Origin of the sequence: Thioclava dalianensis (assembly GCF_000715505.1) — a bacterium.
Lineage (GTDB): Bacteria > Pseudomonadota > Alphaproteobacteria > Rhodobacterales > Rhodobacteraceae > Thioclava > Thioclava dalianensis.
In genome coordinates this window covers 1-6,213 of sequence record NZ_JHEH01000067.1, presented here as the reverse complement: position 1 = coordinate 6,213, position 6,213 = coordinate 1, and the positions used below count along the sequence as shown (strand labels likewise).

8 protein-coding genes are annotated in these 6,213 nt (G+C 61.2%); all 8 read left to right on the top strand.

From position 1 onward, the window contains the following. The first annotated feature begins 49 nt into the window (after positions 1–49). The 8 genes from DL1_RS20220 to DL1_RS20190 all read left to right on the top strand — a co-directional run bounded on the left by DL1_RS20220 (position 50) and on the right by DL1_RS20190 (position 6,203). A complete protein-coding gene (locus DL1_RS20220; protein ID WP_051693725.1) occupies positions 50–985 on the top strand; it encodes a helicase RepA family protein in 936 nt (311 codons plus the stop codon). A 322-nt stretch (positions 986–1,307) separates the two neighbouring features. Beyond that, entirely contained in the window at positions 1,308–1,670 is a 363-nt protein-coding gene (locus DL1_RS21760) for a hypothetical protein (RefSeq protein ID WP_156022754.1), read from the top strand. Beyond that, a complete protein-coding gene (locus tag DL1_RS20215) occupies positions 1,670–3,202 on the top strand; it encodes a terminase large subunit domain-containing protein (RefSeq protein WP_051693724.1) in 1,533 nt (510 codons plus the stop codon). Before DL1_RS21760 ends, DL1_RS20215 begins: the two co-directional genes overlap by 1 nt. After that, the gene (locus DL1_RS20210; protein WP_038070082.1) at positions 3,193–3,552 is read left to right on the top strand and encodes a hypothetical protein; all 360 of its coding nucleotides are present in this window, start codon (positions 3,193–3,195) and stop codon (positions 3,550–3,552) included. The genes DL1_RS20215 and DL1_RS20210 overlap by 10 nt, the downstream gene beginning before the upstream one ends. Then, the gene (locus DL1_RS20205) at positions 3,545–3,883 is read left to right on the top strand and encodes an HNH endonuclease (protein ID WP_038070080.1); all 339 of its coding nucleotides are present in this window, start codon (positions 3,545–3,547) and stop codon (positions 3,881–3,883) included. The genes DL1_RS20210 and DL1_RS20205 overlap by 8 nt, the downstream gene beginning before the upstream one ends. After that, positions 3,876–5,117, top strand: coding sequence for a phage major capsid protein (locus DL1_RS20200; protein ID WP_038070078.1), 1,242 nt, complete (start codon positions 3,876–3,878; stop codon positions 5,115–5,117). Before DL1_RS20205 ends, DL1_RS20200 begins: the two co-directional genes overlap by 8 nt. After that, positions 5,117–5,665 carry an HK97 family phage prohead protease gene (locus tag DL1_RS20195; protein WP_038070075.1) on the top strand — a complete coding sequence of 183 codons (549 nt, stop codon included), beginning with the start codon at positions 5,117–5,119 and terminating at the stop codon, positions 5,663–5,665. Before DL1_RS20200 ends, DL1_RS20195 begins: the two co-directional genes overlap by 1 nt. 1 nt (position 5,666) lies before the next feature. Then, positions 5,667–6,203, top strand: a complete 537-nt coding sequence (locus DL1_RS20190) for a hypothetical protein (protein ID WP_038070072.1) — start codon at positions 5,667–5,669, stop codon at positions 6,201–6,203. Positions 6,204–6,213 lie beyond the last annotated feature (10 nt).

Here is a 6,213-nt window from a genome sequence, read left to right as displayed (position 1 = left end):
CGCGCAAGGCGGCTTTCCTAGGCTTTGTGCAAGGGAGGGCAGCGGCGTGATGGCACGGGATTTTCAAGACATGGATCGCGAATTGGCGGCGCACCGCGTGGATTTCCCGCGCGAGAAGGTGATTAGCGCCCGTGCTGGTGAGGTGCGGCGGCGGATGGTGTCGCTTGCCTCTATCGAGCCGGTTCTGGCGAATAACTACATGGTCAAAGGCTGGATTGATCGCAACTGCCTGTCGATGCTTTACGGCCCGTCTAACGCGGGTAAGACCTTCGTCGCGCTTGATATTGCCATGCACATCGCATCGGGCCAGCCTTGGCAGGGTCTGAGAGTGAACGGCGGGCCGGTTCTATATATCGCGGCTGAGGGTGGCGCGGGCATCCGCAACCGGCTTGCTGCGATCAAGCGTGACCGTCCAGAAATGGCGAACGCGGCTTTCACCCTGTTGCCTGTCGGGCTGGATCTGCACGGCCAAGGCGATGCTATGGCCGTCTGTGAAATCATCCCAGATGAAAAACCGGCTTTGGTAGTGATCGACACGTTGGCGCGCTCTATGGGCGCTGGGGATGAGAACACGGCCAAAGACGCGGCAATGTTCGTGCGCAACTGCGACCTGATCCGAGAAGCCACGGGCGCGCATGTCATGGTGATCCACCACACCGGCAAGGATGAAGATCGGGGCGCGCGTGGATCATCTGCGCTGAGGGCTGCGGTTGATAACGAGATACAGGTCACAGCCGATTGGGAAATCATATCGCGCAAGCAACGTGACCAAGAACCGCCTGCACCTCTGAACTTTAAGCTGCGCTCTGTGACGCTGGGCTTGGATGAGGACGGCGACCCCGTGACAAGCGCGGTGGTCGATGTGGCCGAACCGCCTAAGCCCGCACGCAAGCCCCTCAAGGGCAAGAACGAGGTCGCAATGCAGGCGCTCTATGACGCCTTGCGCGATCATAGGTCGCAATGCAGGCGCTCTATGACGCCTTGAGAGATCACGGCGAGACTAAGAGCGGCGATGCGTGGCCCGCTAATCGCAAGGTGGTCAATGTGGATCACTGGCGCGAGGCGTGCGGCGCTCATGGGCTGACAGGCGGTGTCAGCGATAGTGCGGCGCGAACTGCGTTCATGCGAGCAAAGACTAAGCTGATTGATATGGACGAGTCACTGGCGCGAGGCGTGCGGCGCTCATGGGCTGACAGGCGGTGTCAGCGATAGTGCGGCGCGTGTGGCCTTCAAGCGCGTCAAAGACAAACTGATTGATATGGATGAAGTGCGCGAATTTGGCGGCTGCGTTTGGAGGGTTCAAGGTGATGATTGACCGTTACAAACGTTACAACCCGTTACAGTGCGTTACATGTTCGGGCCATAATTGCCGTTACAAACGTTACACCCCTCTAGGAGGTGTAACGGTTGTAACGCTGGCGCTGACGGTGGTTTTGATGGTGGTCAAGATGATGATTGACCGTCACAAACGTCACAAGCCGTCACATCGCGTCACATGTGCAGGCCAGAATTGCCGTCACGAACGTCACACCCCTCTAGGAGGTGTGACGGTTGTGACGCTGGCGCTGACGGTGGTTTTGATGGTCCCAATGGTCGAGCTAGGAAATGGGCCTCAAACCGTGGCCTCAACTGTTGATTTCTCTCTCCCAAAAAAATCGGGGGAAAAATAATGGTCAGGGCATCGAAAGAGGCAACGGCGGCGCTGCGTTTTCTCCCCAAGCTGATCGTCCCGGAAGGGCGTTTGGCTGGCAAGCGGGTGAAGCTGGCGAGCTATCAAAAGCAATTCATCCGAGGGGCCTTTGCCAAAGGCATTGAGGCGGCTTGCCTTTCGATAGGTAGGGGGAATGCTAAGACCGCGCTATCTGCGGGCTTGGCCTTGGGTCACTTGATGGGCGAGATTGCCCCCCAGCCCAAGCGCGAAATCATCTTTGCAGCCCGAAACCGAGATCAGGCCAAAACGGCGTTCGGTTTCCTGATCGGTTTTATCGAGGGCTTGCCGGAAGAAGATCAGGCGCAATTCACGATCCGGCGCGGCTCTAAGCTGGAAGTCGAAACAGACGCGAACGGCGGCGGGCTGGCGCGGGTCATTGCTGCTGATGGAAAGTCTATTCTCGGCGGCGCTCCAACGCTGGCAATCTTGGATGAACGGGCGGCATGGGAAAAGGACAAGGGCGATGCGCTGGAAAACGCGATCCTGTCGGGCTTGGGAAAGAGGGACGGGCGCGCGCTCATTATCTCGACCTCTGCGCCTGATGATGGGAACACCTTTTCACGGTGGCTCGATGAACCCCCGCCGGGTTGCTATGTGCAGGAACACCGCCCCAGCCCCGGCTTGGCTCCTGACGATCTGGAAAGCCTGCTGATCGCAAACCCCGGCGCGCGTGAGGGCATCGGGCCAAGCCCCGAATGGCTGACCGCACAAGCACGGCGAGCGATTGCACGGGGCGGCTCGGCGCTGTCCAGCTTTCGCAACCTCAACCGCAATGAACGTGTCGCAAGCGATGATCGCTCGGTTTTGCTGACGGTTGACGAATGGCTTGGCTGTGAAGTCTCCCCTTGTGATCTGCCCCCGCGTGACGGGCCTGTCGTTCTCGGCGTTGACCTAGGCGGATCGCGCAGCATGTCGGCGGCGGCGCTGTATTGGCCGGAAACAGGGCGGCTTGAGGCTGTGGGGGCTTTCCCCTGCAATCCCGGCCTTGGAGATCGTGGGCAATCTGATGGCGTCTCAGGGCGCTATATCGAGATGCGCGACCGTGGCGAACTGGTGACGATGGGCGAGGCGACCGTGCCAGTTGGGCGTTTCATGGCTGACGTTGCTGCCAAGCTGGACGGGCAAGCCCCGGCTGCAATCGTGGGCGACCGCTTCCGATACGCTGAGTTTATGGAGGCTCTGCGCGATGCGGGCCTTGAGCGTGTGCCGTTTATCCCAAGGGGCCAAGGCTGGGCTGACTCGGCTGAGGATTGCGAGCGACTGCGCCGCGCGGTGTTTGAAGGCGATGTGCAAACCGCCCCCTCGCTGTTGCTGCGCTCTGCATTCGCTGACGCGATCACGCTGGTTGACCCGGCAGGCAATCACAAAATCGCAAAAGGCCGCTCAACGGGCAGGATCGACGCAGCGGCGGCAACTCTGATCGCGGTGGCGCAGGGCGTTCGGATGCGCCGCGCCCCTGCACAAAGCAAAGGACGGTTGGCATGGGGATGAAAGAAACGGCTTCGCGGCTGATTGCGAAATATGGGCAGGCGGCAACGCTATCGCGCCCAGGCGAAAGCACGGTTGACGAATTTGGCAACCCTGTTGACGGGGAACCCACGCTTTACCCGGTGACGGTGGTTTCAGCGACCTACGCAATCGAATTGCAACTCTTGGCATCGGGTTGGCTTGAGACGGGCGATCAGCGGGTTTTCGTGTCCGTTGATGGCCTGAGCGTTGAACCCAAGACAACCGACAAGCTGGTGATCGACGGAACCGAGTTTGAGACGCGCCGGATCTCGCCCTTGGCACCGGCTGGCGAGGTTATTTTCTGGGAAATGCAGGTGCGCAAATATGTCTAAGCGCAAAGAGCATATCCGGCACTCTGCCAAGGTGACACGCGGGCCGCGCTGGAAAGCTCTGCGGATGCAGGCGCTTGAGCGCGATGAATGGCGTTGCGTTCAATGCGGCACCCACAAGCGGCTTGAGTGCGATCATGTCTTGCCGGTCAGGACGCACCCCGAACTCTCTTACACCCTGAGCAATTTGAAAATTCTGTGCGGTGCCTGTCACGCGCGCAAAACCCGCATTGAGGTTGGACATAAGCCCCTCAGTAAACCGCGCCAAGAGTGGCGCGACCTGCTGCAAGACATGCGGCGCAACCCTTCGAGCAACGAGGTAAACCATGCTTGATTCTGTGAAGATTGCCAAACGGCAAAGTGAAATTCGCCAGTCGCTTGCGGCTTTGGCGGGCAAAGAGACCCCCGACGAAAACGAGGTGCGCTCGATGGGCGAACTCGACCGCGAATATCAGACGAACGAAACCCGCTATCGCGCGGCGCTGATCGCTGAGGATACCGAACGCCGGGAAGCTGGCGAGGAACTTGAAACCCGTTCTGGCCGCGAATGGAACGATCTTGTTTCGGGCTTTGAGCTGCGCCAAGCGGTTCTGGCGCTTGATGAAGGCCGCGCGCTCGATGGTCGCACGGCTGAGGTAGTGCAAGAACTGCGCAACGCTGGCGGTTATCGTGGCGTCCCTGTGCCGCTGATGGCTCTGGAACAGCGCGCAGGCGAAACCGTCTCGACCGGAACGCCTGACCCGATGCAAACCCGCCCCATCATTGACCGCCTGTTCCCGGCATCGGTGGCGGCGCGTCTCGGCGTCCAGACGATCAACATTGACCACGGCTCGACCGAATGGCCTGTTGCGACTGCTGGCGCGGTGGCGGCATGGGCTGCGACCGAAGGCGGCTCGGTTGGTGATGCAAGCGCCTACACCACGGCGGAAAAATCGCTGGCACCGAATAACACCCTCGGCGCTCATATGCGGATCACGCGCAAGGCGTTGAAACAGTCTGGCAACGGGCTTGAAACGGCGATCCGGCGCGACCTCTCGGCGGCTATCGGCTCGACCCTTGACGCGGCTGTGTTCACTGGCACGGGCGCAGATGGTGAACCCTTGGGGATCATCCCCGGCGCGGCGTCCTATGGCATCACTAGCACCGATGTAGGGGCTGCGGCGACTTGGGCCGCGATCCGCGATGAAGTCATTGCCTTCTTGCAGGGCAACACCGCTTCGTCGCCCTCGGATGTGCGCATTGCCTTTGGCCCGACTGTCTGGGGTGATCTTGATGACGCGCTTATCTCTGGCACGGCTGTCTCGGAACTCGACCGCATGTCGCGCCAAATCCCGGCGGCAAATCAGGCGCTGGCGAATGTGCTGGACCCTGCAACGGCGGTGCTGGCGACCTCGGCGGGCGGTATCTCCCCGGCCTTTGTCGGCATCTGGGGCGGCGTGGACCTGATCCGCGATCCGTATTCCGATGCACAATCGGGCGGGCTGCGCCTGACGGGGCTTGTCACCGCTGACGTGACGGTAGCACGGGGCGCACAACTGCGCATCCTGACCGGATTGGCAGGCTCGTAATGCTCTGGGGCGGTAACACAGGAACGCTAGAGATCCGTTCGGAGGGTGGGGAAACTCACCTTTCGGCACGGTTTCCCTACGGCGCGGAGACGGAACTTGCACCGGGGCGGCGTGAAGTTATCGCCCCTCGGGCTTTTCGGGCGCGGATCGAGGCAGGCGAGGAAATTCACCTGCTTTCGGGCCATGATTACACAAAGCCCCTCGCCAGCACGGCGGCGGGCAACCTCACCTTGCGCGACACGGAAACGGCGCTGGAATTGCGGGCCACGGTGGACGGCTCGACCTCTTGGGCGGCTGACTTCCTTGCAGCCCATCGGGCGGGCCTAATTCGGGGCCTGTCACCGGGCTTTCGTGTCGATACGGGCGGCGACAAGGTGGAACGGCGCGGCGCTGAGATGGTGCGCACGGTGACACGCGCAGCCCTCTTTGAAATCTCGGCGGTAACGGTTCCGGCCTATCCCTCAGCGCAGATTGAGGCGCGGGCGTGGAGTATGGGCGAGCATATCCCATCCGGCCTGCAACGCACCCTTAACCGGTGGAGGGCCTGACATGTACCTATTGCAAGAGCTAGAGGAAATTCCGGCGACCTATCCGGCGACCCCCTCGGGGCTGTCTGTTGCGGCTCAAATGACCGACCCTGACGCGATCTGGCAACGCATCGAGGCTTACACCCGCACCCGATACACGGCGCGCGGTGTGGTGTGGATCGTGACGGGCGCAGGGGATTGGCAACCGCCTTTGTCGCCTGCGACCGTTTCCACGGTGGAGCAATGGCAGGGCGACCAATGGGAAACCTGCACCCCTGATCCATCGCCCCTAGGCGGCTATGACCTGCCCACCTATGGCCCTTATCGGATCACGGCAAGCGTTGGCAGCGGTGACGTGCCTGCGGCTGTCTCTGAGGCTTTCCGGCGCTTGGCTGAATACCTGGGCGACACTGACGATCGGGCGGGCCTGTCCAGCTATTCCGTGAACATGGGCGGGGCAATCCAAGAAAGCTATCAGCGCAACCCGGCTTGGACTGCGCGCGCAATGCAAAACAGCGGGGCGGCGGATCTGCTGCGCCCATATCGGAGGCAGAAATAATGTGGCCTTT

Coding starts and splice junctions, on each gene's coding strand:
- DL1_RS20220 (WP_051693725.1), top strand. CDS start 50: ATGGCACGGGATTTTCAAGACATGGATCGCGAATTGGCGGCGCACCGC.
- DL1_RS21760 (WP_156022754.1), top strand. CDS start 1,308: ATGATTGACCGTTACAAACGTTACAACCCGTTACAGTGCGTTACATGT.
- DL1_RS20215 (WP_051693724.1), top strand. CDS start 1,670: ATGGTCAGGGCATCGAAAGAGGCAACGGCGGCGCTGCGTTTTCTCCCC.
- DL1_RS20210 (WP_038070082.1), top strand. CDS start 3,193: ATGGGGATGAAAGAAACGGCTTCGCGGCTGATTGCGAAATATGGGCAG.
- DL1_RS20205 (WP_038070080.1), top strand. CDS start 3,545: ATGTCTAAGCGCAAAGAGCATATCCGGCACTCTGCCAAGGTGACACGC.
- DL1_RS20200 (WP_038070078.1), top strand. CDS start 3,876: ATGCTTGATTCTGTGAAGATTGCCAAACGGCAAAGTGAAATTCGCCAG.
- DL1_RS20195 (WP_038070075.1), top strand. CDS start 5,117: ATGCTCTGGGGCGGTAACACAGGAACGCTAGAGATCCGTTCGGAGGGT.
- DL1_RS20190 (WP_038070072.1), top strand. CDS start 5,667: ATGTACCTATTGCAAGAGCTAGAGGAAATTCCGGCGACCTATCCGGCG.